This is a genomic window from Pseudoalteromonas sp. DSM 26666 (assembly GCF_900116475.1).
Taxonomy (GTDB): domain Bacteria; phylum Pseudomonadota; class Gammaproteobacteria; order Enterobacterales; family Alteromonadaceae; genus Pseudoalteromonas; species Pseudoalteromonas tetraodonis.
In genome coordinates this window covers 16173-42589 of sequence record NZ_FPAR01000011.1, presented here as the reverse complement: position 1 = coordinate 42589, position 26417 = coordinate 16173, and the positions used below count along the sequence as shown (strand labels likewise).

Below are 26417 nucleotides of genomic sequence, written 5' to 3'. Positions count from 1 at the left end.
TTAAGTTATTTGCTTTATTTAGTTACTATTACCGCTAAATATTCATGGTTGCCTGCAGGTTAATTAGCGCGACCATTTTATCACCCACATTCACTAGCCCTGCGACATATTCACTTTCATTTGTTTGGGTTAAACTCGGCACTGCTTTAGCGTCTTGCTCAGCAATACTGTAAACATCCGCTACGGCGTCTACCGTGATCCCCATCACTTTACTTTCTTGCTCAAACTCAACTTTTACAATAATGACTACCGTTAACGGTCCATACTCAATGGTGGGTAAACCAAAGCGCAATCGTAAATCAATAATTGGCACAATGGTGCCGCGTAAATTAATCACGCCTTTTACGTACTCAGGGGCATTTGGCAGTGCGGTTATATCTTCCCAGCTACGAATTTCTTGCACCGTTAATATATCTACTCCGTACTCTTCTTCAGCCATAATAAAGGTGAGAAACTGCTTAATGCCCTCTTTGCGCTGTAGTTCAATATTGCTATTTAATGCTATTGATTCAGAGAACATGAATCCTCCAAGATGGTCGATGGCTCAATACTCAATGCTTGGCTACCTGGCTTTTTTAACCCTGAAAGCTTTATCAAGCCGCTAATATCTAAAATTAACGAAACACGCCCATCACCTAAAATCGTTGCCCCCGACACACCATCCACTTTATGGTAATTAGCCTCTAAGCTTTTTATAACCACCTGCTGTTGTGAAAGTAAATCGTCGACAAGTAACCCTACTTTTTGATTATCGTTTTCCACGACAACTAGTAAGGTTTTATCTAACGATTCAATGGCATTTTGGTGATTAAAAATGTCGTATAAACGTAAAATAGGAATGTATTCATCACGTAATCTGAGTACATCTAGGTCTTTACCAACACGGCTTACTTTTGCAATATCAATTTGCAACGATTCTACAATCGAGATCAGTGGAATAATGTAAGTATGCTTGGCTACTTTGACTAATTGCCCATCTAAAATAGCTAAAGTGAGCGGTAGCCGAATAGTAAAAGTAGAACCAATTCCAGCAGCAGATGTCACTTCTACCGAGCCATTTAATGATTGAATATTACGCTTAACCACATCCATACCCACACCACGGCCAGATAAGTCACTGACCTCATCAGCGGTAGAAAATCCTGGCATAAAAATGAGTTCGTTAATTTCATCATCTGTTAGCTCACTGTCAGCGGCGATCACTTCATTGGTAATCGCTTTTTCTTTGATCTTTTGAGTGTTAAGACCTTGGCCATCATCCATAATTTCAATGACGATATTGCCGCCTTGATGAAAGGCATTTAATGTAACCTTACCCACAGGATCTTTTCCTGCTGCAATACGTTTTTCTACCGTTTCAATACCATGATCCAATGAGTTTCTTACTAAATGCACCATAGGATCGGATATTTTTTCCATAACGGTTTTATCTAATTCTGTTTGTTCTCCTATCAGCTTTAACTCCACCTCTTTATTAAGCTTTTGGGCAATATCACGTACTAAACGCGGAAAACGACTGAACACAAAGTTAATTGGCAACATGCGAATACGCATCACGTTTTCTTGTAAGTCGCGGGTGTTATGCGCTAATTGCGCAAGCCCCTCTTGAAGCGAGGTCACCGTGGTAGGCGTCATTTCTTGTTCGCTAAGCTGATTTAGCATCGCTTGGGTAATGACCAACTCTCCAACCATATTAATCAGTGAGTCGACCTTATCAATGCCAACACGAATGGAAGTTGACTCAGGCGCTGCTTTTGCACTGGTTGGTGCTTTTGGTTTATTGGTTTTGGGTTCAATAACCGCTTTTGGTGTTTCAATAACAGGTTCGTTGACCACTGCAGCTTCTGCTGCTTTACCATCATTAAATAAGCCACCACAAAGCTCAATTTTAATATCGGCATCGTCCTCAACCCACTCAAAAATTTCTCTAATTGCTTGATCGTCACGGTCAGTGTTTAAGAAAAATCGCCAATATAAAAAGCATTCATCGGTCGTTAAATCTTTAATATCAGGTATGACATCAGTAAACGCTTGTACTTCCAATTCACCAAGTTCAGCTAATTCACTGATCATAAACAGCGGTTCGTTACCCGTTTTAAACAAATGAAAATGCGGTTTAAAATCAATTTGATAAGTATTAATAATGACCTGTTCAACACTGGCTTCTACCACTACGGTTTCACTTTCAGGCATGCCAAGTAATCTTTCAAACTGCTCTCGTAATGAGTCAGCTTGGCTTAAATCAGGCTCTTCCTGTACTTTAAGCGAATGCAACAAGGCTCTTAAACAATCTACTGATTTAAGTAATAAGTTAATATGTTCACTGCTTATATTTCGCTGACCTTCACGTATTTGATCCAGTAATGTTTCTAGAACATGAGTGAAGTTTGCGATTGAATTAAACCCAAAGGTAGCACTGCCTCCTTTAATAGAATGGGCAGCCCTAAAAATAGTATTAATGGTTTCTAAGTCTTCTTCGCCCGGCACTAAGTTGAGTAATTCAGTCTCCATAACATCGAGGCCTTCAAAACTCTCTTCAAAGAACACTTCAAAAAACTGGCTTAAATCAATACTCACAGTGCACTCCTAGGTTAGCGGATTACTTTTTTTAGCACGGCTAATAGTTGATCTGGATTGAAAGGCTTTACAATCCACCCTGTTGCCCCAGCAGCTTTCCCTTCTACCTTTTTATCCATGCCCGATTCTGTGGTTAACATAAGTAGCGGTGTAAACTTGTAATTCGGAAGCCCTCTTAACTCTCTGATAAGCGTGATCCCATCCATAACAGGCATATTTACATCAGAAATAACTGCATCAAAACCTTGCTGCTTGGCAATCGCTAATGCCTCACTACCGTCTTTGGCTTCGGTAACATCAAACCCTGCTGTTTTTAACGTAAAACTCACCATTTGACGCATTGATGCAGAATCATCTACAGCTAATATTCTTTTCATATAGACCTCTAATTAGTACTTTCTGGTGCTAGGTATTCACTTAAACCGAGTTGATCAATGGCATTGGTTAATGCATCACTACTGCCAACCCAGGCAATTTTTTGATTAATAGTAAGGAGATGTTTTTGTAGGGCACATAAAAGTTGAACCGAGGCCGTATCAGCAGACATTACATCGCTAATATCTAAGCAAATATCTCGGCTATTATTAAGTTCGCTTAATAAATCTTGATGTAAAACTTCAACATGAACAATTGAAAGTTCGTTTGGTAGTTTAAGCATTTTTTAAGCTTTTCCTTATCAACTCAATCCATAACAAAAGCTTAGACCGAGATAATGAAAACGCCATAAAAACGACTAAAAAATAACTAATTAATTAAAAACCGTTAATAAAAAACGCGAAAAGGGGCATAAAACCCCTTTAAAATCGTAAAACCTTTAAAAGCTAGTTTTTGTAGTATTCGGCTATTTCAATAAATTCTGCGGTTAATTTTGTAGTATTAACCAAAGGCACATCTCCTTGTTTAAATTCAGGCTTAAAAATAGCTCTTAGTGCGCCACTGCCATCAACAAGGGCAACAGATGCACTATGATCCACCGCATAGTCGGATTCATTACTATCACTAATTGCGTAAATTAATCCAAGCTCGCGGACAAATGGAAATAAGTCTTTATGTTCACCTGATACAGCTAAAAAATCTGGATTAAAGTAATCTATGTACTCTTTACGTTTTTGAGCAATATCACGTTTAGGATCAACAGATATAAACCATACTTGTAGTGGATACTCAGCCTGCAAATTTTTATAGGCATTGTTGAGCTTAGCTAGCGTCATCGGGCAAATATCAGGGCAACTTGTGTAACCTAAAAACACTAAATTCCATTGGCCTAAAAACTGCTGTTTGGTTACTAACTTCCCTTGTTGATCACTCAACGAAAAGTCAGATAACGGTTTTGCGGTTTCATAAACTAACGCATCAAGATCTTGTAAATTATTTTTATCACTACAGGCTGATAAAAAGAGTACTGAAAAAACAACTAAACCACACCATAACTGCTTCATATAACTAGCCATTTATCTATAAATAAGATGATAAATAGTATCATCAAATGAATAATCGAAAAACGAAATAAATCCATCGCAGTGTCTTCTTTGGCGGCAAACTTTAAGTTAATTGCTTTGTATATAAATACAATATTGAGAAGACATGCCCCGCTTAGATAAATAAGCCCTGACATGCCAATCAAATAAGGAAACACACATACAATGGCGAGTAATACCGAATATGCAAGCACGCATGTTTTACAAAAATCGATACCATGGGTGACCGGTAACATGGGGATTTTAGCCCGCTCATAATCACTTTTACGCGCGATGGCGAGCGCCCAAAAATGAGGTGGGGTCCAGGTAAATATAATCATCACCAGCAACCAAGGGGCTGCCGCCATTTGATTTGTTTCAGACACCCAACCGAGTAATGGAGGCATTGCACCGGCTAATCCCCCTATAACTATATTTTGTGGTGTGGCACGTTTTAAAAATGACGTATAAATAAACGCATAACCAACAAGTGCAAATAAGGTTAGTATGGCTGTGAGCGTATTTGCCCACAACATCAGCATAATAAAGCCCGCAACGCCAATCACAGCAGCAAAGCTCAGTGCATGTAATTTACTTAAACGCCCTTTAGCAACAGGGCGATGGCGGGTGCGTGCCATTTTGCTATCAATTTCGCTATCAACCACATGATTAATGACTGCGGCGGCCGCAGAGAGTAATCCAATCCCTAATAAACTGATGAACTGAACCCCAACACCTCTGCCAACATCAGGGGCTAGCGCTAAGCCAACCCATGCTGTTAACACTAGCATAGCCACTACTTTAAATTTACTTATTGCCAAATAATCTTGGATTAAGTGGTAACTTTTAGTCAATAACGATGCGCTGTAAACGGGCTGCATTGCTTTTTTATTAATTGTAAGTGCCATAATCATTCCCCTCTAAGTACGTACTTTTAGGTAATAACATAACCTAACCATAGTTAATAACAGTATGGCAGCCATTAAGTTATGCGCCAGTGCCACGCCTAACGGAAAATGAAAATGCACCACGGCTAACCCTAAAGCTATCTGGCAGAATAACGCCACTAACACACTCACCGTACAGCTTTTAATTTTTTGCGAATAGGCATGACTGTATATACGCCACATCACCAAGGCTAAAACAATGCAAGTAACTAAGGCCCATATTCGATGCAGTAAATGAATAGACATACGCGCCTGTTGCGACAACACACCAAATTCATAATTACTGTGCTCAAGGGGGAGCTGAAAGACACTACTGAATGAAAAAGGCTGAGCGTAACTACACAGCGGTAAGCCATTACAATGTGGAGCCGCATAATTAGCCGCTAACCAACCACCAAGGGCGATTTGTAAAATCAGTACCGTTAATGCCACGAGGCTTAATTTAAAGTGAGGTTTTGCGCCCGCATCACCACCCGTTATAGGTTGGCTGGTCAGACGCAAATACAATAGCGTTAATAACGCTAAAATACTAAATCCTCCGAGCAAATGCCCCATAACTATAAGCGGCTGTAGGTTCATAGTAACCGTCCACATACCTAATGCGGCCTGAAAAATAACAAGCAGCAGCAATATCATAGGCAACCTTACAGGCGTGGTTGGGTACTGACGCTTTAGAAAAGCTAAAATAAACAACACTAAAATTAATACCCCAAGCGTGCCTGCAAAGTAGCGATGGATCATTTCTTTCCATGCTTTTGCTTTTTCAAATATCATATCGGGATAACTTTGAATCGCTTGTGCAATCTCTGCTTCGTGTTTAGGCACGGTTAAAAAGCCATAACAACCAGGCCAATCGGGACAACCAAGCCCAGCGTCACTTAAACGCGTGTATGCGCCCAGAGCCACCACAATTAATGCGAATAAACTCGTTGCTAATACCAAATTTTTATAGTTTTTATACATAGCATCCTCTACTTAGCTCGAACGAGAGTAATTGAGTAATTTTTTTAGATCTTTTAATAACCCTTTTTGGATCAAACGGTTTTCTTGTGGTTGAGAACTAAATGGATACTCCAGTACAATTAGCCCCATATGATCGATTAAATACAAACTGGCAGGCTTTAACTGCTGTTGCTCATCAATAACATGCCAACGCGTTGTAACTAGCTCAGGCTGTCCCATAATAGCCATATCAACTTTGTGTTGGTTTTTGCCAAGGGCAACATATAAGTTGTCTAAAGCGGCTAATTGCTCTGTGCAAGACGCTTTGCATTGTGCTGAATAATTTAAAGCGATGGTCCATTGCTTAGGGTTATGCTGCGCCCAATTGTCTAGCTTAATTTCACGCTCTAAAAATTCACCATGGTTAGTAATTGCTGTAGGTAGCCAATCAAGTTTTAACGCGCTGTAAGCCAGCACTAAGGGAATAGCGCAGCACACAGCAAAGAGTAACAGGGGTTTATTTTTCATTATCTATCCTCTTCCTGCTTGCAAAAATAGCGACCACCACACAGGCAACCGCAATTAAAAACCACTGTACTGAGTAGGCATAATGTTTTTCTGGACTCATAACAACGGCTTCATAATGAGGGGCAGCAATTTCATCAGCTTGACCTTGGCGGTAAGCCATAAAATTCACTAAAGGGCGATTAGATTGGCTACTCAATGCTTGTAAATCAATGATTTGAATTCGTTTGGCTAAATCCGACTGAGTATTGTTATTGGCTAAGGTAAAGCCACTTAAATTATCTTCTTTAATTTGTGCCGTTAACGTAAATTTACCACTAGGTATTGTTACGTTTGGTAGGATTTCTCTTGAACGTTCTGCTTTTACCCAGCCTAAGTTCACTAACAAAAAGCGTGATTCATCAGACAGTTTTAATAATGCCAGTAAGTCGTAACCAACCTGACCATTATAGATTTGGTTATCAAGCAACCAATAATTATTAGTGTCAAAATAACCATTTAACGAAACCAATACACCGGTTTTGTTCCACTCTTTTGGCAGCTGTTGTAACTCTGCCCAGCTCATTACGCCATGTTGTTGTATATTTTCAATGGCACTAAGCTGCTGTTGCTTTTGTTCTGCTCGCTGTAATTGCCAAAACCCTAGTCGCACACAAACCAATACCACAATAACAACCAAGCAAATTGTTATTATTGAGCTAAGCTTTTGTTTGTTAAATACAACTAACTGCATAAGGGTAAAATCCAGTGATTATTAAAATTATTATTGTTCTACTGTTATTATTTATATTATTTAATTTATTTCGTGCTTTATTAATTATGGTGTCAGGGAAAACCAATGGACGCCCTATGTCTCACTTTTTAGGGCGTCGGGTGTTATTTTCTGTTGTGGTATTAATGATGGTGATTGCCGCACTAAAACTTGGTTTTATTAAGGCAAATCAGTCCCCCTTAATCACTAAAGCACATACACAAATACAAACAAACACAGCCAAACAACATCAACAAAATGCCAGTACCAAGCTGCAGCTTGAAAGGCAAAGTGCTTATCTTTAGTGAAATGTCCTTTCATAATGCGTAAAAACACCACCAATAAAATAATTGTTCCTAAGGTGACGTGCATGCCGTGAAAGCCGGTTAACAAAAAGAAGGTATTGCCATAAATGCCCGCATCAAGGGTTAAGTTAAGATCGTTATAAGCATATATATACTCTTCTACCTGCAGCCCTAAAAAGCACACTCCGAGTAAAATGGTCGCTCCCAAGCATACTTTGAGTGGGGTACGTTTATTATTTTCCATCGCCACATGGGCAAAATGTAAAGTTACCGACGAGGCAAGCAAAATAAGGGTGTTGATAAGCGGCAACCCTTGCCAGCCCATTGCTTGGGTCGTGGTGCCTCCTGGGGTATTTAGCAATGGCCACATGGCTTCAAACGTCGGCCACAATACTTCATTTGTCATGGCGTTGTTATCCGCACCTCCAAGCCAAGGCACAGAAAACATGCGAGCATAAAAAAGCGCCCCAAAAAATGCCATGAAGAACATCACTTCTGAAAAAATAAACCAGCTCATACCTTGCCTAAAAGAACGGTCCATTTGTGCAGAATAAAGCCCTTGATCAGACTCGTGTATGACATTTTTAAACCAGCTAAACAGCATGTAAAGTAGTACAGCTATACCTACGTATAACAAGTAAACGCCATTACCACCCTCTTTGCCCATATCCATTACGGTTAAGGCTGCGCCTACCGCAATAAAAAATAACGCAACTGCCCCAACTATTGGCCATGGACTTTGCTCTGGTACATAATAATGTTCATATTTTTGATTCATTTTATTTGCTCCTAGTTTTTCACTAGTTTTATAAGCTAGTTATTACTGGCTACTAGCCTCTCGCTAATATCAAATACGGTATAAGACAGGGTTAACTCTTCTACATCACTGGGTAATTCAGTATCTACATAAAACAATAATGTAAACTCCAGCTCTTCACCTGCCTTTAACGGTTGCTGATCAAAGCAAAAACACGCTATTTTGTGTAAATACTTGGCCGCTTTTCCTGGTGCTACCGACGGTATAGCCTGCATTACTTTATCTTCATTGCTGTTATTTTTAGCGCTAAACTTAACTTCACGCATGGCCCCAGGCTTTACATCTACACTGTACTCTTTAGATTTAACTTCAAAAGGCGCACCACTTTGCGCATGCGTAGTGAAACTAACGCTGACTTCTCTATTTTCAGTGACCAAGGTACTTTGCTGTGCCTGCTCTAACGAGGGCTTACCATTAAGCCCCGTTATATCGCAAAACACGTCATACAAAGGGACCATGGCAAATGCAAATGCAAACATTGCAATGCAAATCACCACCAGCTTTTTTAATAACGGCAAGTGAGTCATTATTTAATGTCCGGCGGCGTTGAGAACGTATGATAAGGCGCAGGTGAATCAACTTCCCATTCAAGCCCCTCAGCTCCATCCCAAACTTTTGCAGGCACTTTGTCGCCCCCTTTTGCACATTTATACACAACCACCACAAATAATAATTGCGATAAACCAAAGGCAAACCCACCTATACTAATAATGGCGTTAAAATCAGCAAACTGTAGCGCATAATCTGGAATACGGCGTGGCATACCGGCTAACCCAACAAAATGCATTGGGAAAAACAGCACATTTACACTTATTAACGACAACCAAAAATGCCATTTTGCTAAGGTAATATTGAACATGTTTCCGGTCCATTTTGGCAGCCAATAATAAGCCCCCGCCATAATAGAAAACACCGCGCCCGTTACGAGTACATAATGAAAGTGTGCAACCACAAAATAGGTATCATGATATTGGAAATCGGCAGGTGTAATCGCTAGCATCAACCCCGAAAAACCACCTAAAGTAAACAACACAATAAATGCGATACTAAACAGCATTGGCACTTCAAAGCTAATAGACCCGCGCCACATAGTCGCTACCCAGTTAAATACTTTTACGCCGGTAGGTACCGATATCAGCATAGTCGCGTACATAAAAAACAACTCACCCGCCACGGGCATACCAGTGGTAAACATATGATGCGCCCACACAATAAAGCTCAACAAGGCAATGGAGGAGGTGGCATACACCATAGAGGCATAACCAAATAGTTTTTTACGTGAAAAGGTGGGAACAATCGTAGAAATAATGCCAAAGGCAGGCAAAATCATAATATAAACTTCAGGGTGACCAAAAAACCAAAAAATATGTTGGAACATCACCGGATCGCCACCACCAGCGGCATCAAAGAAACTGGTCGCGAAGTATTTATCGGTGAGCACCATAGTAACTGCACCAGCAAGTACCGGCATAACTGCAATAAGTAAAAACGCCGTGATCAACCATGTCCACACAAATAACGGCAGCTTCATCCACGTCATACCCGGAGCACGCATATTTACTATGGTGACCACCACATTAATGGCCCCCATAATCGAACTAATACCCATAATATGCACAGCAAATACAAACATTGCTGTGTTGTCGTTACTATAAGTGGTGGAAAGCGGCGCGTAAAAGGTCCAACCAAATGCAGGGCCACCACCAGGCATAAATAATGAAGCTAATAGGATTAAAAACGCAAACGGTAAAATCCAAAAGCTCCAGTTATTCATTCTCGGTAAGGCCATATCTGGCGCACCAATCATTAGCGGGATCATCCAGTTTGCCAAGCCGGTAAAGGCTGGCATAACCGCACCAAACACCATTATTAAACCATGCACTGTGGTCATTTGATTAAAAAAGTGAGGATCAACCAGTTGTAGGCCCGGCTGAAATAACTCAGCTCGAATAACCATCGCCATTGCCCCACCAATTAAAAACATGGTGAGTGAAAAAATTAAATATAAGCTACCTATATCTTTATGGTTGGTTGTAAATAACCAGCGCTTAAAGCCTGTGGCAGGTTGATGGGCATGATGAGCCTCATTGGTATTAGGTTGTTCTGCAATGCTACTCATTATTTAGCCTCCCCATCAGCATCCAGTGCCGCTTGTATCTCGCTCGGTTGAATTACATCACCAGTGTCATTACCCCACGCGTTGCGTTTATAGGTAATAACAGCTGCTATTTGCTTGATTGATAATTGCTTTGCGAAAGACTGCATAGCCGTACCCGGTTTACCGTGGAGCAAAATATCTATATGCCCTTTGATATCACCTATGACTATTGGGCTGCCTTTAAGAGCCGGAAAAACACCTGGTAAGCCTAAGCCAGTTGGTTGATGGCACGCCGCGCAGCTCGCCATATAAACCTGCTCACCAAGCGCCATCAGCTCTTCTTTTGGTACAACTTGGTCTAATAACGCAGCGTCTGCCTCAGCTGCTTTTTGTTTGGCTTGTTTAGCCTCTGCTAACCACGTTTTGAAGTCTTCTTCTGTTTTAGCTTCTACTACAACAGGCATAAAACCATGATCTTTACCGCAAAGCTCTGCACACTGCCCACGGTAAGTACCGACCTCATTAATATTGGTCCATGTTTCGTTAATAAAGCCAGGGTTTGCATCTTTTTTAACGGCAAAGTCAGGCACCCACCATGAGTGAATAACATCATCTGAAGTCATTAAAAAACGTACTTTTTGATTAATTGGTAGTACCAGCGGTTTATCTACTTCAAGTAAATAATTCGGGTTTTTATCAGCAAGGTTGGTTATTTCATTTTGAGGGGTAGCTAGCATGGAATAAAACTCAACGTCCTCCCCCATATACTCGTAATGCCACTTCCACTGTGAGCCTGTAATTTTAATGGTGAGATCAGCTTTGCTGGCATCCTCCATGGCAATTAAGGTTTTAGTCGCAGGAATGGCCATAACAATTAATATGACAAAAGGGATCGCAGTCCACAGTATTTCTACTTTGGTGCTTTCATGGAATTGGGCAGGGACAGCCCCTTTAGATTTGCGATGATGAATGAGTGCCCAAAACATAATGGCAAACACGATCACCCCAATCACACAACATATTAAAAAAATAGTCATGTGCAGTTGGTATACATTATTACTTATATCGGTTACGCCTTTACGCATATTATATTGGCTATTAGCAAGCACATTCTGCGAAAAAACAAACAATATAAGCCACAAGGAAGAACTCAGCTTACCCATGTGACGGCTCCTTTGATGCTATTGCTGACGCAAAGCGAAGAGGCATACGGCTTAAACGCCTATTCGTTATTTTTATTTTTTATAAGGGTGCTGGATTTAGTAAATGTGTGTTCTCAAAACGACTAAGCTGTGAGTTATTTTTATTCCAGCTCTTTAATAACTAGTTAAAAAATAAACAATAAGCAAGGTGAGTATGAAAAATAAACAAGGTGTATTTTTTAAAATGCGCAGCTAAAAAAATAGCAACTAGTCAGGCAATTAATCTAAGAGTCAGGTTTAGTAAGGGGTGTATTGAAATTACAGGATAGAAATATAAAAAATTGTTAACTTAAAAAAGCAGAGTAAATTTGTTTATTTATAAAGTATTTAGTGATTTTATTTATGATAGGAGAAGCACTTAACAACATATAGTCATACATTTGATAAGTTAGACATTGTGCTGCTAACAAACCCAGCGCCTAATCACTATTAAGCGCTAAATTATGCTTTAATACTACATCCAGTCAGCGTTACGAATAACACCTACCGCTAAGCCTTCAATATTGAACGACTCATTTTCTAAATCGACCTCAATAGCTGAAAACTCATCATTTTCAGCATGTAAGAGTACTTTTCTGCCCGCTTTTTCTAAACGCTTCACGGTTACATCGTCGTCAACACGGGCAACAATAACTTGTCCATTTTCGGCAACTTGGGTTTTATGCACAGCAAGTAAATCACCATCCATAATACCAATGTCTTTCATACTCATACCGTTAACACGCAATAAAAAATCGGCCGCAGGTTTAAACATTAAAGGGTCAATTTTACAGTGGCTTTCTACATGCTGTTGCGCCAATATTGGCTCACCGGCAGCCACCCTGCCAATTAAAGGTAAGCCTAACTGCTCTGGCTCCTCTTCTTCAACAAGCTGAATGCCCCGACTCGCGCCTGGCTTCATTTTAATCACACCTTTTTTGGCCAGTGCTTTTAAGTGTTCTTCTGCAGCATTCGCACTTTTAAAACCCAGTGTTTGTGCAATTTCGGCACGTGTAGGAGGCATACCAGTGTCTTTAATAAACACTTTAATGAGTTCGAGTATTTGCGCTTGGCGTTTCGTTAATGGTCGCATACAACTGGTTTTCCATACAGTACAATTAACTGTGAGTATATACAGTTATTTAAAAATCGCAAATATAAATTAATGCTTTATATGTCGTTATCATCAAACAATAACCTACTTTAAAAGCAGGGTGATAAATGTAATTATTAGCAACGCATTATCATATTAATAAATTTTAATTCTCAATTACTTATCCAAGGAGCTAGCATGAGTATTTGGCATCAACCGATTACATTAGAGTTTTGTAAGCAATTAGATCAAGGTATTACAGGCCAAGGGACACTCATGAAAACCATGGGAATAGAGATCAGTGAAATTGGTGATGACTACTTAGTGGCAACTATGCCGGCAATTCCAGAGCATCATAACCCTATGGGTATCGTTCATGGTGGTGCAAATGTGGTGCTTGCTGAAACAGTAGCAAGTTATGCCGCTAATTTTGTGGTTGATTTCAATCGATTTTATTGTGTTGGCCAAGAGATCAGTGCAAGTCATTTAAAGGCATCACGCAATGGCACATTAACGGCCACAGCGAGAGCTTATCATATCGGCAAACGCAGCTCGGTTTGGGATATTAAAATAACCAATAGCCGCAATGAGCTTTGCTGCGTATCACGGATGACCGCAGCCGTAGTTGAGCGAAAAGGCTAGTAAATCAATTAACCAAGGTTGAAGTTAAATTACTTTTCGAGAGGGTAAATAGTAATTTCTACGCCTGCACCAATTGCAGATATACGTAACAAGGTATCTGCATGTAAGGCTTGGTTAAAGCATTTTGGCGAAGTGCCAGACTCAAACCCAATATCGAAAGTTCTGCGTGAACAACTCAACCATTGCTTTAATGCATTGCGTGAACACGACTCGATTAACTCACACAAGTGATTAATCGCTTTATCTGGCGTGGTTATTTCACCTGCAACCTCAATGCGAGCAAGTTGACGGTATTCGTCTTTATCATAATGTAAAATAGTTGCGACCTTTTTTAAATCAGCAACTAATACGCTAATATCTTGCTTTGACTCAAGCTCTAGATCTACATTTAAAAATTGAATTTCCGACATTATCTCGTTTTTACCCTCTATTAATTTCATTGCAAACTTTAACGCAGTTTTACCGTTATACCAAATCAACAACGCTGGAATCACTGCATTAACGCATTTTTAGCGTTAGCCTATGAATATTGCCCACTATTTACTCCTAAAAAACGCCCTACACAAAATACGCAAATTAAAATTAAAGCATGCCGGTGGCAGTTTACTTTTTTATTCTAGGCCTTAAACTAGGCGCTCCTGTAGTTCACGTATGTGATGGATATGATTCGGTTTATTTTAGCTTTGTTGGCTTGCTGTGCTTGTTTTTCAGCAATGGGCGAACAATTTACGCGGTTTTCGAGTGCCAAAAAGCACTTAATTAATACCCTTCCCGAAAACGCTAAAAGTATTTATTGTGGTTGCGATATAAAAAAACAAGGCAAAAAGTTAGTACCCGATCCTACCCATTGTGGCTACGTGCCTCGCAACACACTAACCCGCTCAGGCAAAGTAAATCAACGTGCATTGCGAATTGAATGGGAACATATTGTCCCTGCATGGGAATTTGGTCACCAGTTACAATGTTGGCAAGATGGTGGGCGTAAAAACTGCCGCAAAGTTAGCGCTAAGTTTCGCATGATGGAAGCCGATATAAACAATTTAGCCCCTGCAATTGGTGAAATTAACGCCGATCGCTCAAACTACCGCTTTGGCATGTTAGCCCAAAACGCGACGCAATATGGTCGCTGTGAGGTTAAAGTTAATTTTAAACAACGTGTTGTTGAACCGCCTGTTCATGCACGTAAACGCATTGCCGATGCGTACGCTTACATGCAAAAAACGTATGGTTTAAAAATTTCAGCTAAACAACAAAAGCTATTTAATGCTTGGCAACAACAAGCTTATGCTGCTAACACAAATAGTAAAAAGCTGTAAGTTTAAATTAAAAGCGTGTAACACACGCTTTTAATTAACCTATAACGCTTGGTGTGGTCCAAATATTTCGTAGTGAATGTTTGAGCTTTGCACACCTAAATCAAGTAGCTGGTCTTTTACGTAAGCCATAAATGATGCTGGTCCACACAAATAAAATGCCCCTTCGCTAATAGGTAATGATGCCTCAAGCACCGTTAAATCCATTAGCCCAGTGAAATCACACTCCTCGCCACCTTGATTAAACCAAGTAAATGTTTTTAGCTGTGGATGCATTGCCGTTTGCTGCGCTAAATACCCTTTAAATGAAAATTCGCGGCTGTTTTCACACGCGTGCAAATAACTAATCGCTTGATTTTTATCACCACTAAGTAGCGTTTGCAGCATCGCCATCATCGGGGTTTGGCCAACGCCTGCTGAAATAAGTACCACTGGAGTTGCCTCATTTTTTAAAATGAAGTCTCCCGCTGGCGGGTATAACTCTACTCGTGCGCCTTGCTCTAGTGAGTGTAAATAATTAGACACCACGCCAGGCTTTGGTTGGCACTCTTTTTTAACGCTAATACGATAGTTTTTAGCATTGCTCTTTTGCGAAATAGAATACTGGCGGATCTCTTCATATTCTGCGCCCTCAGGCTTAACTTTAATGCCAATGTACTGTCCTGGCTTGTAGGTAATAACTGCTTTACCATCCACAGGTGTCAGCGTAAAACTAGTTACGAATTCAGATTCAACATGTTTATCAGTAATTTCAAACTGGCGCGTGCCTGCCCAGCCACCATGGTTGTTTTTACTGTGCGCATACAATGCCGCTTCTTCGGTAATACAAATATCAGCAAGTACACCGTAGGCCTCGCGCCACGCATATTCAACATCGGCAGTAAACTGCTCAGGAATAAGCTCTTTTAACGTACCGATTAAATGTGCGCCCACAATAGGATAATGCTCAGATAAAATATTTAAGCTGGTATGCTTATGATTAATTCGCGCTAGCGCCTCTTTTAACACGGCTAAATTATCAATATTTTGCGCGTACGCAGCCAACGCATTAAATAATGCAAATTGCTGACGACCCGTTTCTTGATTAGTCATATTAAAAATATGTTTAAGCTCGGGATTATGACTAAACATGCGCTTGTAAAAATGATCGGTTACGACCGTACCTGCCTCTGCAAGCAATGGCACCGTGCTTTTAACTATTTGTATGGTTTTATCGGATAACATGTTTATTTCCTATGTAATAACTAACTGCTTGCATTTAGCATTACACAGAGTGTGCCAACTAATTAAACCTATAATATTCAAAATGTTAAATTAACTCGCTTTACAAGATGGGTCTTTATGACCTACTATAAAACCTGTAAAAATACACTAACAGGTCATTTTGACATGAACCAACAATTCAACCTGACGCAAGTTGCATTAGAACTTGCGCAAAGTACGTTACATGCTCACAGTTTTGAGCAACTTTTAGCCACGGTTGAACGTGTTATTCCCAGCGATGCCAGTGCATTATTAATTTGCCAAGGTGAGCAATTAAAACCCTTAGCCATTAAAGGGCTTATGCCCGATAGCCTAGGACGACGTTTTGATATTGCGGAGCATCCTCGCCTTAAAGCCATCTGCAGTAGTCGTTTGGCTCTGCAATTTGCACATGACTGTCCACTACCTGATCCATACGACGGGCTACTACTGGCTAAAACCGGTGATATTCCAGTGCATGCCTGCTTAGGGTTACCCCTTTATGATAAAAACGCACTACTTGGCATTCTGACCTTTGATAGCCTTAACGCCAATGCGTTTGACGGTATTACCACTGATACACTCAACACCTTACAAACCTTGTGCAGTGCGCACTTTAAAACAGCCCTAGAGCTTGCCCATTACAAACAACATGCGCAGCACTCTAGTGAATTAGTACAAGCGTTAAACCGTGAGGCGCTCAAACGTGATGGTGGTGAAATTATTGGCCAAAGCTCTGCAATACAAACGCTTAAAAATGAGATAAAACTGGTTGCGGCATCAAACTTTAGTGTCCTTATTTTAGGTGATACTGGGGTCGGCAAAGAGTTGGTGGCACGTAATATTCACTTACACTCCGCACGTAAAGATCAGCCATTAATTCATTTAAATTGTGCATCACTGCCTGAAAACCTCGCAGAAAGTGAATTTTTTGGCCATGCAAAAGGCGCTTTTACCGGCGCCCAAAATGCCCGCCAAGGTAAATTTCAGTTAGCCGATGGCGGCACCTTATTTTTAGATGAAATCGGCGAGCTGCCTCTGGCTATGCAAAGTAAATTATTACGCGTACTGCAAAGTGGCGAAGTACAAACCGTTGGCGAAGATGAACTTAAATATGTCGATGTTAGAGTGATTGCAGCAACCAATCGCGACCTAAAACACGAAGTAACACAAGGACGGTTTCGCGCCGATTTGTACCATCGATTAAGTGTTTATCCACTCACAGTCGCTCCATTGAAAGCCCGTGATGAAGATGTTATTTTATTAGCCGGTTATTTTGCAGAAAAAACAGCCCGCAAGCTCGCTATTAAACAGCTAAAACTCAGTATTGAAACGCAACTGCTGCTTAAAAAATATGACTGGCCAGGCAATGTGAGGGAGCTTGAGCATGTGATTAATCGGGCTGCATTAAAGGCTAAACAACATCAGTGGCAGCAACCAATTATTACTATTGAACCTGCGCATTGTGAGCTAAATTTAAGCGCTGTTAACACCTTGGCTCTTGAACACTCAAACCAGCTTGTAATCCCACCTTTAGCAAACAACATTTCGTTAAAGCAAGCCACAGATACCTATACTCAGCAACTTATAATACAGCAACTTAAACAACATAATTATAACTGGGCAAGCACAGCGCGTAGTTTACAGGTCGACCGCGCTAACTTAACGCGGCTAGCCAAGCGCTTAGGTGTTTCAATAAAAAAATCGTTGTAGCCTTTTTAACTTAACTTTCGCTGCTTAAAATAATTTTTTAATAGCTGACTAAACGCTTGAACTTTTGCCGTTCGATGCACTAAATGATGCGTAACCAGCCACAAATCGGTTGGCCAACTCAGTTCATTAGGCAGTACAGGGACTAAATCAGAGTATTGCGCTGCAACATCATGCTGTAATCCGCCAATACCGAGTCCTTTAACTATGGCGCGGGTCGCTTCTGAGGTTTCTGACACTCTTAGCTTAACTTGCGACGGGGGAATATTTTCATCAACCCATGCAAAGTAAGGCACTTTGGCATTATACCCTGCTACACCTGACACAAAGCTATGCAGCGATAGTTGCGCTAATGTTTGTGGCAACCCATAACGGCTAATGTAATGCTTTGATGCATAAAATCCTGACGAGAGCGCCGCTAAATGCTGAGCAATATAATCACCCTCATCCGGTCTGGGTCCAGCTCTTACTGCGATATGTGCTTGGCCATGATCTAAACGTAAGCGTTTTTGATCCATAATCACTTGTAATTGCACTTGCGGATGCAAGGTTTGAAACTGCTCACACACCTCACTTAATACATCAATAAAGCCACTAACTGTGGTGAGTAACAAGCTACCTTGCAAGGTGCTATCTGCAGCAATAATGTCATTATGTAGGCGCTCTAGTTCACCATTAATCGCTTGTGCTGTGGTAAATAACTTAGCGCCAATTTCTGTGACTTTGTAGCCGCGAGCATGGCGATGAAATAGTCGCGCATTTAAGCTTTTTTCTAAGTTATTTATTCGCCTGAGCACCGTACTATGGTGAACATCTAACACTTCGGCCGCGGCAGTTAAAGTACCTAAGCGCGCTACCTCGTAAGCAACCTTCAGGTCTTGCCAATCATTAAATTGAATTGCCATGATAACTACTCTTTAATCTGTGCATATACGCACACAAGTTTTGCGTTTATTTGGCTTTTCTGCAAGTGATTATTTGTTAAAGTCACATTATACAAACTCATTATCAGGAGCAGCTCATGACAACACCAAAAATTATTGCCCTAGCAGGTAGCTTACGTAAAGATAGCTTTCATCAAAAACTCATTAACGAAGCGGCACGCTTTGCTTTAGAAAGTGGCGCTGAAGTAGAAGTGATTAAACTCGCAGACTTAGCCATTCCTATGTTTGATGAAGATCTCGAGGCACAAGGCACACCAGCCGGTGTACAACAACTTAAAGACAAACTTCGCGCAGCCGATGGCATTTTGCTGGCCAGCCCAGAATATAATGGCTCTATTACCGCCGTGTTAAAAAATGCTATTGATTGGGCATCGCGCACCGAACAAGGCGCAGAGCCTGCATTTGCAAATAAAGTAACCGCGTTATATGCAGCCTCACCAGGTGGGTTGGGCGGTTTACGGGGCTTAAATCATGTGCGTGATATATTATCAGGCATTGGCAGCTTAGTATTAGCGAACCAACTGGCAGTACCGGCTATTCATACTTTATTAGATGACAACGGTCGAATTAGCGACCCCGCTACCGCTGAAAAAGTGGCTGGTCTTGCACAGCAGTTAGTTAGCGTAGCAAGTAAGCTTAAATAAGCAGCAACTATAACTTTGTTGCTGCAAGCTTTGCAGCAATAAAGTCTTCATGGGTAACATACAATAAATTAGCAACACGACGAATAACGTATTCTTCTTGTGGATCAAGTTCTCCATCGGAGTACGCTAAACGCCAAAGTAATTCAACTATATCAATGCGTTGCTGTGCACTACATTGATTGTTAATTTGCTTAGAAAATTGAAAATAATCAATGGCGTCATCTAAGCTTGCACTTGCTTGCTCGGTTAACTCATCTACTGCTTCATCCGTTAAATCAAAATATTTTTTTAATGTTAGACTTAGCGTATGTTGCTCATCAGCCTGTAAATCGTTATCCGCTCGCATTACCTCAATTAATAATGCGGCAACCGCTGTTTTTAAATCATGTTGTTCAATATCATAATCTTGCTGATCAATACTCGAAAAAAGCTGTTTAATTTGCTTGAACATCACATTTCCCCTTTTTGGGTGTTAGACTTATATCATAACGGGTTTAATAGATATGCTGATCACACTACCCAAAATCAAGATGGAGTTAAAGGTTTATGAGTATAAAAGCCAATCATTACATACATGGAATTATTAGCTGGTGTTTATTAACAGGGTGTTTGAGTGTGTCGGCAGAGCAAAGTGAAATGCAGCGACTTTATGATTTTGATGAAAAGGTGCATTATAAGCAAACTCAAATAGACACTAACAATTACCACTTAGAAATACAGTCTGACGACTACCCACATTTTAGAAACCAAAGTGTGTTTTTGTTGCGCCACGCAAATCGTTTATGTCACGATAATCCTTTTATGTTAAAAGTGACTGAGGGCGTGCAGGAGTACCAACGCTTTCCAACTAAACCGCGTGCTTATCAGCCACCGCTCAGTGTATTTGTGCAGTGTGAAATGCCTGCAGAAAAAACCTCAAAAAAATAACACCTCGTTATTTTCAGTAAAACCACTGAGTATTAAAATAGCCTGTGGTTTTACTGTAGTTAACCTGAACTAAGTTAGTTAACGCCATATCCCCACGGCGCAGCCGGTGGTGTGATAGGTTTAGTTAAATCAAAATCAACACGGAATTCGCGACCTTGGCGAATAAGTCGATAAGTGAACTGTTCAGGGTAAATATACATTTGCCATGTATTGCCTACCGATTGCGGTATGCCTTGGCTAACAAATAACTCTTTTGAATAATGATCTGCAGGGAATGACTGCATATTAGCAAAACCCGCATCCACAGTATGACCGCCATACATAGTAGACACATCATCGCTGCCATCTTTATGGCGATGATCGTGCTTTAGGCTCAAACCACTACCTGTTTTAGTAATGATCCACGTACGTGAAGCATCATCACCGACATGAAACGGCACCTGTAACTCACGGTCATTACACTTACGCACATGCATAATTAACTTTTTATCGGCAAATGAACTCGGCCCTGTTGCATTATCAACCGTTACTTTACCCTCGAAAGCTTTACCGCAGTGAGCAGCAATACTATTGAAAAAGCTATCATGACTTGGAATTGATACTAAAGGCGCTGGACGTGCTAATGCAGCAGTGGATGCCAGCATAAACGCTGCAGCTGTTAATAATTTCATAATGTGTCCCTAAACATGTAAAAAATCAGCTTAGCGTTTAAGCAAAGACAAAGAAAATAATCACGATGAACAGCAATAAAAATTAACAGAACAATAGGGTTTTACTTTAATTAATTAGTAAAAAAATATCGCTTGAAAGAAAATAAGAAATTAAATATTGTTGTTTGATAAAGGGGAAATAACTAATACCAATTCGCTTAATTAAGCAGTCTATTTTGAGGCAGGAAAAACGGGGTGATAGCTAGGCAAAAAATTCGCTATTTAGTTGTTCTAAATGAGAATTTTTTAACACAGATAGCGACACGTTTAGCCCCGCAAAATGATTGAGTATTATTACGGATTGGTATAAACGTAAAGCCAGTTTTAGCGCGGAGCACATATTTAAATGGAAAAATATATCGGCTTAATAATCATCGTATTACTATTAATTATTCAAAATCGCTACACTCTGCACATATATCAACACCTTGCTAAGCAGCACCCAGAGCAATGGAAAAAATTATCACAAAATTCATTAGATGGGACACCCTATGCCAATCTTGCTGAGTCATTTAAAGATGGTTTTTTTTCGACTATCAACGACCCAAAGGTAGTCCGCTATCAGAAATTTAAAACTCTCAATTTATTACTAATGGCAATGATTACATTAGCAAGCTTATTGCGTGGTTTTTTAATATAAGCGATTAAAAAAGCGCAACCTAAGTTGCGCTCCAGTTTCATATGTAAAAGGTTACTGCCACGGTCTCTCTGCGGCTAACTGCTTTTCAAACGCATCAATTTGCGGATTGAGGGTTTCGGTTACACCAATAAAATCTAAGCCACTTAATAAACGCTCTTTCACGTCTTTGCGAATATCAAAGCGAATTGGCGCAAACTTATTGCTGGTAAGCACTTGGTTTTCAAGATCCACATCAATGTGAATATCGTCGTGCTGCTCACTTAACACAAATAACTCTTCCAGCGTTTGCGCTGGCAATGCAATAGCAAGCATTTGATTGTTACCACAGTTATTAAAGAAAATATCAGCAAAGCTTTCAGCTAAAATCACTTCAAACCCATATTGCTTTAATGCCCATGGTGCGTGCTCGCGTGATGAGCCACAGCCAAAATTATCGCGGGTTAATAATATTTGCGCGCCTTGGTAACAAGGACGGTTTAAAATAAATTCAGGGTTTGGCTCGCCATTATCTAAATAACGCCAATCGTAAAACAGTGCTGCATCAAAACCATCACGGCTTGTTGAGGTTAAAAACTGCTTAGGAATAATTTGGTCGGTATCGACGTTGTTTTTATCAAGTGGGGCCATTAAGCCGCTAAAATAGATGCTCATTAAGCTTCTCCTCTAATATCAACAAAGTGACCATGTATTGCAGCTGCTGCCGCCATTGCAGGGCTCACTAAGTGTGTACGCCCGCCGCGACCTTGGCGACCTTCAAAATTACGATTCGAGGTGGAAGCACAGCGTTTACCAGCTCCTAAACGGTCATCGTTCATAGCTAAACACATCGAACAACCCGGCTCGCGCCACTCAAACCCTGCAGCTTTAAAAATATCGGCTAAGCCTTCATCTTCAGCTTGCTGCTTAACTAAGCCTGAGCCTGGAACAATCAGCGCTTCAATACCAGCTAAAACCTGTTTACCTTCAACAATTTTTGCTGCAGCGCGTAAATCTTCAATGCGGCTGTTGGTGCATGAGCCAATAAATACCGTGTCTACTTTGGCGCTTGATAGTTTATCGCCCGCTTTTAAGCCCATGTATTTAAGCGCACTGCGAATTGCATCGGCTTTAATTAAATCGGTTTCTTTATCTGGATCTGGAATACATTCATCAACGCCAATCACTTGCTCTGGATTAGTCCCCCAAGTAACTTGCGGTTGAATACTGCCTGCATCTAACTCTACTTCTAAATCAAAATGAGCACCATCATCCGTTTTTAAAGTTTCCCAGTAGGCAACAGCGGCATCAAAATCAGCACCTTTGGGTGCAAACGGGCGGCCTTTTAAGTACTCGTAAGTGATTTTATCTGGGGCAATTAAACCTGCCTTGGCACCCATTTCAATGCTCATGTTACACAATGTCATACGGGCTTCCATTGATAGAGCTTCTATGCCTTCACCACAAAATTCAGCCACATAGCCAGTGCCACCAGCAGTGCCTAGCTTACCAATAACCGCCATAATTAAATCTTTAGCTGTTACTGTAGGGCGTAATACACCGTTAATTTGAATTTTTAACGACTTCGCCTTTTTTTGCTGTAGTGTTTGCGTAGCTAATACATGCTCAACCTCTGAGGTACCAATACCATGTGCCAAGGCACCAAACGCACCATGCGTTGAAGTATGACTATCGCCGCAGACTATAGTGGTACCTGGTAAAGTAATCCCCTGCTCTGGTCCAATAACATGCACTATGCCTTGGTTTACTGAATTTAAGTCGTATAGCAAAATACCAAATTCTTTACAGTTTGCATCCAGTGCCATTAATTGGTTTTTAGAGACTTCGCTGGCTGCATCCAGTGAACGACTTTTAGTTGAAACATTATGATCCATGGTGGCAATGGTTTTTTCTGGACAGCGCACTTTACGATTTTTTTCACGTAAGCCGGCAAATGCTTGTGGTGACGTCACTTCGTGTACTAAATGACGGTCAATATAAAGTAAATCGGTTTGCTCATTAATGCTGGCAACGGTGTGTGCTTGCCAAATTTTATTGTATAAGGTTTGGGCCACTTGCTAACTCCCTGATCTGATTGAGCCACAGCCTGACGGTGTTGTGGCTTTAATAATTAAATGCGTGAAACAATAGCCGCTGCTACATCGGTGGTGGTATAGCCGCCCTGCGGATAAATATCCGGCGTTCCCACACCAGCTTCAACCGCCTCTGCGACTGCTTTTTCAATCGTACGAGCCGCTTCGTCTTGGCCTAATGAGTAACGTAGCATTAAGGCGGCACTTAAAATTTGTGCGATTGGGTTTGCCACCCCTTTTCCGGCGATATCAGGCGCTGAACCACCCGCGGGTTCATACAAGCCAAAGCCTGATTGGTTCAAACTTGCCGACGGTAATAGACCCATTGAACCGGTGATCATCGCGCACTCGTCCGATAAAATATCACCAAATAAATTATCGCAAAGTAATACATCAAACTGGCTAGGTTGTTTAACCAGCTGCATCGCTGCGTTATCTACATAAATGTAATCTAAGCTCACTTCTGGAAAGTCTTTACTCACTTCGGTTACCACTTCGCGCCATAAAACGCTTGATGCTAAAACATTGGCTTTATCAACCGAGGTCACATGATTGCTGCGCAACTTAGCGGCCTCAAAAGCAAAACGTGCAATACGCTCTATCTCTTTACGTGAATAAGTTTGCGTATCAAATGCAGTTTCTTCTGCCCCTTCGCCACTGCGACCTTTCTCACCAAAATAAATACCACCCGTTAGCTCGCGCACACATAAAATATCAAAGCCTTTTTCGCTAATATCAGCACGTAGTGGTGATGCAGCGCTTAATGCGGGTAACAACTGAGCAGGGCGTAAGTTACAAAACAAACCAAAGTGCTTGCGCAGTGGTAACAGTGACGCGCGCTCTGGTTGATCATTCGGTGGTAAATGTTCCCACTTAGGACCACCCACGGAGCCAAATAAAATAGCATCGGCGTTTTCACATGCTTTTAAAGTGGTATCAGGAAGGGCTTTGCCAAACTCATCAATCGCTGCTCCGCCAATCGCGTGGTGTTCACGGTTCAGAGTAAAACCAAACTTATCACTTACTGCATCAAGCACTTGCTCTGCAGCTGCCATAACTTCTGGGCCAATACCGTCGCCCGCTAATACGGCAACGCTGTAATGTGTTTTACTCATCCTGCTTTCCTTTGTTGTTTTAAATCAGACACTTTTTGTGCTCGATAAATTAAGTTATAAACCCGAACCATAGCGCGTACTGAGGCTTCGACCACATCGGCCGCAATACCGGCACCGTGATAAGGACGGCCATCATATTTAGCAATAATATTTACTTGTCCCAATGAGCTTGCACCTTGGCCGGTGGCCTCTAAATTGTATTCAATCATTTCAACGCTCATACCGGTTAAGCGCTCAATGGCTGCAAATGAGGCTTCTACCGGGCCATTACCTGTGGCCGCTTCTTGTTTTGCTTCGCCATCAATCAACAAACCTATCGTTGAGCTGGCTACCGATTGAGAGTTCGACGTAGAGTGAACAAACTCTAATTGATATTTTTCATCTTTGTCGCTGATTTGATTAAAGTAAATCATTGCTTCTAGGTCGTAGTCGTATACTGTGCCTTTTTGGTCAGCTAACGCAACGAAACTTTGGTATAAGCTATCCATGTCGTAATCAGATTTTTGATAACCTAATTCTTCTAAGCGATGCTCTATAACATGACGCCCTGAACGCGAGGTCATATTTAATTGATTACTTGGCACACCCACACTTTCAGGTGACATAATTTCATAGGTATTTTGCGCTTTTAATACACCATCTTGGTGAATACCTGAACTGTGGGCAAACGCATTTTCGCCAACAATCGCTTTATTTGGCTGTACCGGCATATTACAAATTTTGGCTACTTGGCGAGAGGCGCGGTAAATTTCTTCGCTTTTTATATCGGTATATACGTTTAAATGGTCTTTGCGCATTTTCATGATCATCGCCACTTCTTCAAGTGAACAATTACCCGCGCGCTCCCCTATACCATTAATGGTGCATTCGATTTGGCGCGCACCGGCTTGAACGGCAGCAACAGAGTTAGCAACGGCTAAGCCTAAGTCGTTATGGCAATGCACACTTAAACGGGCTTTATCAATATTTGGCACGTTGTTCATTAAATGACGGATCATTGCTGCGTATTCATCTGGCGTTACAAAACCGACGGTATCTGGCAAGTTAATCGTGGATGCACCGGCATTAATAGCTTGCTCAACTATTTTGCATAAATCCCAATGTGGTGTACGTCCTGCGTCTTCACATGAAAACTCCACATCATCAGTGTAATTACGGGCTAATTTAATAGATTTAACCGCCATTGCAGTGGCATCATCAAGGCTCATTCGCAACTTGTGTTCAAGATGAAGCGGGCTGGTTGCAATAAAAGTATGAATACGGCTTTGCTGTGCACTGCGAAGCGCCTCGCCACAGGCTTCAATATCTTTGGCAACCGAGCGTGCTAAGCCACAAATAATAGGGCCTTTTACTTCAGTGGCAATTCGCTGCACTGAGCGAAAGTCAGCGGGGCTCGAAACCGGAAAGCCCACTTCCATAACATCCACATTTAAGCGGCTAATGGTATGCGCTAGTTGAATTTTATCATCTTCAGTCAGGCTTGCTTTAAGTGCCTGTTCGCCATCACGTAAGGTGGTATCAAAAATCCATACTTTATCTTGCTCTTGCATAACTGCCCCTCATTCCTGTGTTACCCAAATTTCGATTTATCCCTGCAGCGAGATAAAAAAAACCCCGCAATTGCGGGGTTTTGTTGTTTAGCTCAATGCAAACACACTAATCCCCGCTCACTTGCCACAGCAGTAAGAGGTTTAGTTTTAGTGTGATTAAACGATTAGTTTGCATTTGTTTTCTTGTGTGTGTGTCCAATGAGGCTTATTTTTATCAT

The 26417-nt window shown here is 41.0% G+C and carries 30 protein-coding genes; 7 read left to right on the top strand and 23 right to left on the bottom strand.

Going from position 1 to position 26417, the window contains the following annotated elements:
• Positions 1–34 precede the first annotated feature (34 nt).
• From BM380_RS16040 to BM380_RS16000, 9 genes are all read right to left on the bottom strand, one after another.
• A complete protein-coding gene (locus tag BM380_RS16040; RefSeq protein WP_013466129.1) occupies positions 35–520 on the bottom strand; it encodes a chemotaxis protein CheW in 486 nt (161 codons plus the stop codon).
• Positions 502–2577, bottom strand: a complete 2076-nt coding sequence (locus BM380_RS16035) for a chemotaxis protein CheA (RefSeq protein ID WP_090495182.1) — start codon at positions 2575–2577, stop codon at positions 502–504. Before BM380_RS16035 ends, BM380_RS16040 begins: the two co-directional genes overlap by 19 nt.
• A gap of 14 nt (positions 2578–2591) precedes the next feature.
• Entirely contained in the window at positions 2592–2954 is a 363-nt protein-coding gene (locus BM380_RS16030; protein ID WP_013466131.1) for a response regulator, read from the bottom strand.
• Between the two features lie 8 nt (positions 2955–2962).
• On the bottom strand, positions 2963–3235 hold the full coding sequence (locus tag BM380_RS16025) for an STAS domain-containing protein (protein WP_024602184.1): 273 nt from the start codon (positions 3233–3235) through the stop codon (positions 2963–2965).
• Positions 3236–3398: 163 nt separating this feature from the next.
• Positions 3399–4016 (bottom strand): SCO family protein, encoded by a 618-nt coding sequence (locus BM380_RS16020; protein WP_090495181.1) that lies wholly within the window; start codon positions 4014–4016, stop codon positions 3399–3401.
• Positions 4013–4942 (bottom strand): heme o synthase, encoded by a 930-nt coding sequence (gene cyoE / locus BM380_RS16015; protein ID WP_013466134.1) that lies wholly within the window; start codon positions 4940–4942, stop codon positions 4013–4015. Before cyoE ends, BM380_RS16020 begins: the two co-directional genes overlap by 4 nt.
• 12 nt (positions 4943–4954) lie before the next feature.
• Positions 4955–5944 carry a COX15/CtaA family protein gene (locus BM380_RS16010; RefSeq protein ID WP_024602181.1) on the bottom strand — a complete coding sequence of 330 codons (990 nt, stop codon included), beginning with the start codon at positions 5942–5944 and terminating at the stop codon, positions 4955–4957.
• Positions 5945–5956: 12 nt separating this feature from the next.
• The gene (locus BM380_RS16005; protein ID WP_013466136.1) at positions 5957–6451 is read right to left on the bottom strand and encodes a hypothetical protein; all 495 of its coding nucleotides are present in this window, start codon (positions 6449–6451) and stop codon (positions 5957–5959) included.
• Positions 6441–7181, bottom strand: a complete 741-nt coding sequence (locus BM380_RS16000; RefSeq protein WP_013466137.1) for an SURF1 family protein — start codon at positions 7179–7181, stop codon at positions 6441–6443. Before BM380_RS16000 ends, BM380_RS16005 begins: the two co-directional genes overlap by 11 nt.
• Positions 7182–7195: 14 nt before the next feature.
• Between BM380_RS16000 and BM380_RS18500 the strand changes: the two genes are divergently transcribed.
• Positions 7196–7504: a DUF2909 family protein gene (locus BM380_RS18500; RefSeq protein WP_090495179.1), complete on the top strand. Its 309-nt coding sequence runs from the start codon at positions 7196–7198 to the stop codon at positions 7502–7504.
• Here BM380_RS18500 and BM380_RS15990 read toward each other — a convergent pair.
• From BM380_RS15990 to lexA, 5 genes are all read right to left on the bottom strand, one after another.
• Complete coding sequence (locus tag BM380_RS15990; RefSeq protein ID WP_013466138.1) at positions 7407–8282, bottom strand: cytochrome c oxidase subunit 3; 876 nt, start codon at positions 8280–8282, stop codon at positions 7407–7409. The two genes, BM380_RS18500 and BM380_RS15990, sit on opposite strands and share 98 nt — an antisense overlap.
• 35 nt (positions 8283–8317) lie before the next feature.
• The gene (locus tag BM380_RS15985) at positions 8318–8848 is read right to left on the bottom strand and encodes a cytochrome c oxidase assembly protein (protein WP_013466139.1); all 531 of its coding nucleotides are present in this window, start codon (positions 8846–8848) and stop codon (positions 8318–8320) included.
• Positions 8848–10440: a cytochrome c oxidase subunit I gene (gene ctaD, locus BM380_RS15980; RefSeq protein WP_028834828.1), complete on the bottom strand. Its 1593-nt coding sequence runs from the start codon at positions 10438–10440 to the stop codon at positions 8848–8850. The genes BM380_RS15985 and ctaD overlap by 1 nt, the downstream gene beginning before the upstream one ends.
• Positions 10440–11582, bottom strand: a complete 1143-nt coding sequence (gene coxB, locus BM380_RS15975) for a cytochrome c oxidase subunit II (RefSeq protein ID WP_036980527.1) — start codon at positions 11580–11582, stop codon at positions 10440–10442. Before coxB ends, ctaD begins: the two co-directional genes overlap by 1 nt.
• 493 nt (positions 11583–12075) lie before the next feature.
• Positions 12076–12693: a transcriptional repressor LexA gene (gene lexA, locus BM380_RS15970; RefSeq protein ID WP_008114166.1), complete on the bottom strand. Its 618-nt coding sequence runs from the start codon at positions 12691–12693 to the stop codon at positions 12076–12078.
• Between the two features lie 198 nt (positions 12694–12891).
• On the opposite strand from lexA, the gene BM380_RS15965 reads away from it, so the two are divergent.
• The gene (locus BM380_RS15965) at positions 12892–13335 is read left to right on the top strand and encodes a PaaI family thioesterase (protein WP_013466144.1); all 444 of its coding nucleotides are present in this window, start codon (positions 12892–12894) and stop codon (positions 13333–13335) included.
• A 29-nt stretch (positions 13336–13364) separates the two neighbouring features.
• Here BM380_RS15965 and BM380_RS15960 read toward each other — a convergent pair whose 3' ends face one another.
• Positions 13365–13745 (bottom strand): hypothetical protein, encoded by a 381-nt coding sequence (locus BM380_RS15960; protein WP_024602174.1) that lies wholly within the window; start codon positions 13743–13745, stop codon positions 13365–13367.
• Between the two features lie 252 nt (positions 13746–13997).
• On the opposite strand from BM380_RS15960, the gene BM380_RS15955 reads away from it, so the two are divergent.
• The gene (locus BM380_RS15955; RefSeq protein ID WP_013466146.1) at positions 13998–14651 is read left to right on the top strand and encodes an endonuclease; all 654 of its coding nucleotides are present in this window, start codon (positions 13998–14000) and stop codon (positions 14649–14651) included.
• A gap of 39 nt (positions 14652–14690) precedes the next feature.
• On the opposite strand, the gene hmpA is transcribed toward BM380_RS15955, so the two are convergent.
• Positions 14691–15872 carry an NO-inducible flavohemoprotein gene (gene hmpA / locus BM380_RS15950; protein WP_090495177.1) on the bottom strand — a complete coding sequence of 394 codons (1182 nt, stop codon included), beginning with the start codon at positions 15870–15872 and terminating at the stop codon, positions 14691–14693.
• Positions 15873–16037: 165 nt separating this feature from the next.
• On the opposite strand from hmpA, the gene norR reads away from it, so the two are divergent.
• Positions 16038–17603: a nitric oxide reductase transcriptional regulator NorR gene (gene norR, locus BM380_RS15945; RefSeq protein WP_171048702.1), complete on the top strand. Its 1566-nt coding sequence runs from the start codon at positions 16038–16040 to the stop codon at positions 17601–17603.
• A 5-nt stretch (positions 17604–17608) separates the two neighbouring features.
• Here the strand turns inward: norR and BM380_RS15940 are convergent, their stop codons facing one another.
• Positions 17609–18505: a LysR family transcriptional regulator gene (locus BM380_RS15940; RefSeq protein ID WP_028834824.1), complete on the bottom strand. Its 897-nt coding sequence runs from the start codon at positions 18503–18505 to the stop codon at positions 17609–17611.
• A gap of 116 nt (positions 18506–18621) precedes the next feature.
• Between BM380_RS15940 and BM380_RS15935 the strand changes: the two genes are divergently transcribed.
• The gene (locus BM380_RS15935; RefSeq protein WP_013466150.1) at positions 18622–19188 is read left to right on the top strand and encodes an NADPH-dependent FMN reductase; all 567 of its coding nucleotides are present in this window, start codon (positions 18622–18624) and stop codon (positions 19186–19188) included.
• Between the two features lie 7 nt (positions 19189–19195).
• Here the strand turns inward: BM380_RS15935 and BM380_RS15930 are convergent, their stop codons facing one another.
• Positions 19196–19639, bottom strand: a complete 444-nt coding sequence (locus BM380_RS15930) for a tellurite resistance TerB family protein (RefSeq protein WP_013466151.1) — start codon at positions 19637–19639, stop codon at positions 19196–19198.
• A gap of 95 nt (positions 19640–19734) precedes the next feature.
• Here BM380_RS15930 and BM380_RS15925 point away from each other — a divergent pair, with 95 nt between their 5' ends.
• A complete protein-coding gene (locus BM380_RS15925) occupies positions 19735–20115 on the top strand; it encodes a hypothetical protein (RefSeq protein ID WP_013466152.1) in 381 nt (126 codons plus the stop codon).
• Positions 20116–20189: 74 nt separating this feature from the next.
• Here BM380_RS15925 and BM380_RS15920 read toward each other — a convergent pair whose 3' ends face one another.
• On the bottom strand, positions 20190–20786 hold the full coding sequence (locus BM380_RS15920; protein WP_090495175.1) for a hypothetical protein: 597 nt from the start codon (positions 20784–20786) through the stop codon (positions 20190–20192).
• A gap of 385 nt (positions 20787–21171) precedes the next feature.
• Here BM380_RS15920 and BM380_RS15915 point away from each other — a divergent pair, with 385 nt between their 5' ends.
• Positions 21172–21465, top strand: coding sequence for a hypothetical protein (locus BM380_RS15915; protein ID WP_090495173.1), 294 nt, complete (start codon positions 21172–21174; stop codon positions 21463–21465).
• A gap of 51 nt (positions 21466–21516) precedes the next feature.
• On the opposite strand, the gene leuD is transcribed toward BM380_RS15915, so the two are convergent.
• The 4 genes from leuD to leuA are packed head-to-tail and all read right to left on the bottom strand — an operon-like array spanning position 21517 to position 26199.
• Positions 21517–22116 (bottom strand): 3-isopropylmalate dehydratase small subunit, encoded by a 600-nt coding sequence (gene leuD / locus BM380_RS15910; protein ID WP_013466155.1) that lies wholly within the window; start codon positions 22114–22116, stop codon positions 21517–21519.
• Complete coding sequence (gene leuC, locus BM380_RS15905) at positions 22116–23516, bottom strand: 3-isopropylmalate dehydratase large subunit (RefSeq protein WP_008465616.1); 1401 nt, start codon at positions 23514–23516, stop codon at positions 22116–22118. Before leuC ends, leuD begins: the two co-directional genes overlap by 1 nt.
• 56 nt (positions 23517–23572) lie before the next feature.
• Complete coding sequence (gene leuB / locus BM380_RS15900; RefSeq protein WP_013466156.1) at positions 23573–24649, bottom strand: 3-isopropylmalate dehydrogenase; 1077 nt, start codon at positions 24647–24649, stop codon at positions 23573–23575.
• The gene (leuA, locus tag BM380_RS15895) at positions 24646–26199 is read right to left on the bottom strand and encodes a 2-isopropylmalate synthase (RefSeq protein WP_013466157.1); all 1554 of its coding nucleotides are present in this window, start codon (positions 26197–26199) and stop codon (positions 24646–24648) included. Before leuA ends, leuB begins: the two co-directional genes overlap by 4 nt.
• Positions 26200–26417 lie beyond the last annotated feature (218 nt).

Excerpts from the sequence above, each read along its gene's own strand:
- BM380_RS16040 (WP_013466129.1), bottom strand. The coding sequence starts at position 520 with ATGTTCTCTGAATCAATAGCATTAAATAGCAATATTGAACTACAGCGC.
- BM380_RS16030 (WP_013466131.1), bottom strand. The coding sequence starts at position 2,954 with ATGAAAAGAATATTAGCTGTAGATGATTCTGCATCAATGCGTCAAATG.
- BM380_RS16025 (WP_024602184.1), bottom strand. The coding sequence starts at position 3,235 with ATGCTTAAACTACCAAACGAACTTTCAATTGTTCATGTTGAAGTTTTA.
- BM380_RS16020 (WP_090495181.1), bottom strand. The coding sequence starts at position 4,016 with ATGAAGCAGTTATGGTGTGGTTTAGTTGTTTTTTCAGTACTCTTTTTA.
- cyoE (WP_013466134.1), bottom strand. The coding sequence starts at position 4,942 with ATGGCACTTACAATTAATAAAAAAGCAATGCAGCCCGTTTACAGCGCA.
- BM380_RS16010 (WP_024602181.1), bottom strand. The coding sequence starts at position 5,944 with ATGTATAAAAACTATAAAAATTTGGTATTAGCAACGAGTTTATTCGCA.
- BM380_RS16005 (WP_013466136.1), bottom strand. The coding sequence starts at position 6,451 with ATGAAAAATAAACCCCTGTTACTCTTTGCTGTGTGCTGCGCTATTCCC.
- BM380_RS16000 (WP_013466137.1), bottom strand. The coding sequence starts at position 7,181 with ATGCAGTTAGTTGTATTTAACAAACAAAAGCTTAGCTCAATAATAACA.
- BM380_RS15990 (WP_013466138.1), bottom strand. The coding sequence starts at position 8,282 with ATGAATCAAAAATATGAACATTATTATGTACCAGAGCAAAGTCCATGG.
- BM380_RS15985 (WP_013466139.1), bottom strand. The coding sequence starts at position 8,848 with ATGACTCACTTGCCGTTATTAAAAAAGCTGGTGGTGATTTGCATTGCA.
- ctaD (WP_028834828.1), bottom strand. The coding sequence starts at position 10,440 with ATGAGTAGCATTGCAGAACAACCTAATACCAATGAGGCTCATCATGCC.
- coxB (WP_036980527.1), bottom strand. The coding sequence starts at position 11,582 with ATGGGTAAGCTGAGTTCTTCCTTGTGGCTTATATTGTTTGTTTTTTCG.
- lexA (WP_008114166.1), bottom strand. The coding sequence starts at position 12,693 with ATGCGACCATTAACGAAACGCCAAGCGCAAATACTCGAACTCATTAAA.
- BM380_RS15965 (WP_013466144.1), top strand. The coding sequence starts at position 12,892 with ATGAGTATTTGGCATCAACCGATTACATTAGAGTTTTGTAAGCAATTA.
- BM380_RS15960 (WP_024602174.1), bottom strand. The coding sequence starts at position 13,745 with ATGTCGGAAATTCAATTTTTAAATGTAGATCTAGAGCTTGAGTCAAAG.
- BM380_RS15955 (WP_013466146.1), top strand. The coding sequence starts at position 13,998 with ATGATTCGGTTTATTTTAGCTTTGTTGGCTTGCTGTGCTTGTTTTTCA.
- hmpA (WP_090495177.1), bottom strand. The coding sequence starts at position 15,872 with ATGTTATCCGATAAAACCATACAAATAGTTAAAAGCACGGTGCCATTG.
- norR (WP_171048702.1), top strand. The coding sequence starts at position 16,038 with ATGAACCAACAATTCAACCTGACGCAAGTTGCATTAGAACTTGCGCAA.
- BM380_RS15940 (WP_028834824.1), bottom strand. The coding sequence starts at position 18,505 with ATGGCAATTCAATTTAATGATTGGCAAGACCTGAAGGTTGCTTACGAG.
- BM380_RS15935 (WP_013466150.1), top strand. The coding sequence starts at position 18,622 with ATGACAACACCAAAAATTATTGCCCTAGCAGGTAGCTTACGTAAAGAT.
- BM380_RS15930 (WP_013466151.1), bottom strand. The coding sequence starts at position 19,639 with ATGTTCAAGCAAATTAAACAGCTTTTTTCGAGTATTGATCAGCAAGAT.
- BM380_RS15925 (WP_013466152.1), top strand. The coding sequence starts at position 19,735 with ATGAGTATAAAAGCCAATCATTACATACATGGAATTATTAGCTGGTGT.
- BM380_RS15920 (WP_090495175.1), bottom strand. The coding sequence starts at position 20,786 with ATGAAATTATTAACAGCTGCAGCGTTTATGCTGGCATCCACTGCTGCA.
- BM380_RS15915 (WP_090495173.1), top strand. The coding sequence starts at position 21,172 with ATGGAAAAATATATCGGCTTAATAATCATCGTATTACTATTAATTATT.
- leuD (WP_013466155.1), bottom strand. The coding sequence starts at position 22,116 with ATGAGCATCTATTTTAGCGGCTTAATGGCCCCACTTGATAAAAACAAC.
- leuB (WP_013466156.1), bottom strand. The coding sequence starts at position 24,649 with ATGAGTAAAACACATTACAGCGTTGCCGTATTAGCGGGCGACGGTATT.
- leuA (WP_013466157.1), bottom strand. The coding sequence starts at position 26,199 with ATGCAAGAGCAAGATAAAGTATGGATTTTTGATACCACCTTACGTGAT.